The sequence below is a fragment of the Pseudomonas sp. HMWF006 genome (assembly GCF_003061205.1).
Classification (GTDB): domain Bacteria; phylum Pseudomonadota; class Gammaproteobacteria; order Pseudomonadales; family Pseudomonadaceae; genus Aquipseudomonas; species Aquipseudomonas monsensis.
Genome location: NZ_QAIU01000360.1, coordinates 12125 through 14895, shown reverse-complemented (window position 1 = coordinate 14895; position 2771 = coordinate 12125). Strand labels below are relative to the sequence as shown.

At 62.8% G+C, this 2771-nt stretch carries 3 protein-coding genes; 1 reads left to right on the top strand and 2 read right to left on the bottom strand.

Annotation, left to right across the window (positions count from 1 at the left end; translation table 11 throughout):
- On the top strand, positions 1-2040 hold a 2040-nt coding region (locus DBR24_RS14850), incomplete at its 5' end, for a DNA polymerase II (protein ID WP_128615140.1).
- Here DBR24_RS14850 and DBR24_RS14845 read toward each other — a convergent pair.
- Positions 2005-2475 carry a DUF1810 domain-containing protein gene (locus DBR24_RS14845; RefSeq protein ID WP_123462266.1) on the bottom strand — a complete coding sequence of 157 codons (471 nt, stop codon included), beginning with the start codon at positions 2473-2475 and terminating at the stop codon, positions 2005-2007. The two genes, DBR24_RS14850 and DBR24_RS14845, sit on opposite strands and share 36 nt — an antisense overlap.
- Before the next feature lie 28 nt (positions 2476-2503).
- Positions 2504-2771: aldo/keto reductase (locus DBR24_RS32230; protein ID WP_256591491.1), on the bottom strand; the 268-nt coding region annotated here is incomplete at its 5' end.

Sequence of the window (2771 nt, the reverse complement as noted above, 5' to 3'; positions counted from 1 at the left end):
GACGTGCGCCCGCCGGAACGCTACCTGATGGAGCGTTTCATCACGGCGCCGGTGCTGTTCAGTGGCACGCCCGATGCTGACGGCGTCTTGCTCGACGCTCACCTCAAACCCGACCCGACATACCGGCCGAACCTGCGCCTGGTCTCGCTGGACATCGAAACCACGGAAACCGGCGAGCTGTATTCCATCGCCCTCGAAGGCTGCGGCCAGCGGCAGGTATACATGCTCGGCGTGCCCAACGGTGATGCGAGCAGCGTCGATTTCGACCTCGAATACTGCGACTCACGCACCGTCATCCTGAAAAAACTCAACGACTGGTTTGCCCGCCACGACCCTGACGCAATCATCGGCTGGAACGTCGTGCAGTTCGATCTGCGCATCCTCCACGAGCACGCGCGGCGTCTTGGCGTGCCGCTGAAAATCGGCCGTGGCGGTGAAGAGATGCAATGGCGCGAACACGGCAGCCGCAACCATTATTTCGCTGCGGCGGCGGGGCGGCTGATCATCGATGGCATCGAATCCCTGCGCTCGGCGACCTGGAGTTTCCCCTCGTTCAGCCTGGAAAACGTCGCGCAAACCCTGCTCGGCGAAGGCAAGTCGATCGACAATCCGTACCAGCGCATGGACGAAATCAACCGCATGTTCGCCGAGGACAAACCGGCGCTGGCCAAATACAACCTCAAGGACTGCGAACTGGTCACACGGATCTTTGCCAAGACCGAGCTGCTGACGTTTTTGCTCGAACGCGCCAGTGTTACCGGGTTGCCGGCGGATCGCAGCGGCGGCTCGGTGGCGGCGTTCACCCATTTGTATATGCCGCTGATGCACCGCCAGGGTTTCGTCGCGCCCAATCTGGGCACCAACCCGCCGCAGGCCAGCCCCGGCGGTTTCGTCATGGATTCGCAACCGGGGCTGTACGAGTCGGTGCTGGTGCTCGACTACAAGAGCCTGTACCCGTCGATCATCCGTACTTTTCTGATCGACCCGGTGGGGCTGATCGAAGGCCTGCAGCACCCGGACGATACCGATTCGGTGCCGGGTTTCCGTGGCGCCCGCTTCTCGCGTACCCGGCATTGCCTGCCGTCCATCGTTGCGCGCGTGGCCGAAGGGCGCGAGACCGCCAAGCGCGAGCACAATGCGCCGCTGTCGCAGGCGCTGAAAATCATCATGAACGCCTTCTACGGCGTGCTCGGTTCCAGCGGTTGCCGGTTTTTCGATACGCGGCTGGCGTCGTCGATCACCTTGCGCGGCCACGAAATCATGCTGCGCACCCGCCAGCTGATTGAAGCGCAGGGCCACGCGGTGATCTACGGCGACACCGATTCGACCTTTGTCTGGCTGCGTCGCCCGCATGGCCAGGAAGAAGCGGCGAGCATCGGCCACGCGCTGGTCAAGCACGTCAACGACTGGTGGCGTGCCCATGTGCGTGATGAATACGGCCTGGAAAGTGCTCTCGAACTGCAATTCGAAATTCATTACAAGCGCTTCCTGATGCCGACGATTCGGGGCGCGGAGGAGGGCAGCAAGAAGCGCTACGCCGGTCTGGTGAGCCGCGCCGATGGCAGTGAGGAAATGGTCTACAAAGGCCTGGAAACCGTGCGCACCGACTGGTCGCTGCTGGCCCGGCAGTTCCAGCAGGAACTGTACGAGCGCATCTTCCAGCGCAAGCCCTATCAGGATTACGTGCGCGACTACGTGCGCAAAACCCTTGCCGGAGCGTTCGATGATCGGCTGGTCTACCGCAAGCGCCTGCGGCGTACCCTCGATGACTACGAGCGCAACGTGCCACCGCATGTGCGCGCCGCCCGGCTGGCCGATGAGTACAACGCCGGGCACGGTCGCCCACGGCAGTATCAAAACGGCGGCTGGATCAGTTACGTGATCACCCTGGCCGGGCCGGAGCCGCTGGAAGTGCGCCGTGCCGCGATCGACTACGACCACTACATCACCCGCCAGCTGCAACCGGTGGCGGACGCGATCCTGCCGTTTGTCGACGACGATTTCTCAACCCTGATCGGGGGGCAACTGGGCCTGTTTTGAGTCCAGCAGTTGCAGGGTCCATTCGTCGAGGATGCCGTGGAAGTAGCGTTCGAGTGCCTGATTGAACGGACAGTCCTCGGCGCTGAACTGCGCAAACAGAGTCATCGAGGAGTGAAATTTCAGGTCATCGGGGTGGCCGAAAATTTCGGCAATCGAGCGCTGATGCACCTTCAGTACCAACTGCGTACAGGTTCGCAGCCGCGCGCCGAGCAGGTCGTGGGCCAGATAGGCCTGTGCTTCCTCGGCAGACTGAATGGCGAAGCGTCGGGACATCTCGCTGCCTCCCAGGCCGGCGAGCTGCGGGAACACAAACCACATCCAGTGGCTGCGTTTGCGGCCCTCGTCGAGTTCGCGTTGGACCCGTTCGAACACCGGGTCCTGGGCCTGGACGAAACGTTGCAGGTGGAACGGGTCGTACTGATCAGTGCTTCTCATGACGAAGCCCTCGCCAGCGGCCAGCGACTCAGACCATCGCCAGCCGCTGCTTGCGTTGTGGCGCCTTGAATACCTCGTCCAGCGCCGCCAGATCCCCGGCCTCCAGTTGCAGCTGCGCCGCTTGTGCATTGAGTTGCACGTGTTCCGGGCGGACAGCCTTGGGAATCGCAATCACACCATCCTGACGCAGAATCCACGCCAGCGAAACCTGCGCCGGGGTCACGCCGTGACGAGCGGCAACCGTGTTCAGCACCGGCTCGGCGAGCATCGCACCAGCCTGACCGATCGGGCAGTAG

Excerpts from the sequence above, each read along its gene's own strand:
- DBR24_RS14845 (WP_123462266.1), bottom strand. The coding sequence starts at position 2,475 with ATGAGAAGCACTGATCAGTACGACCCGTTCCACCTGCAACGTTTCGTC.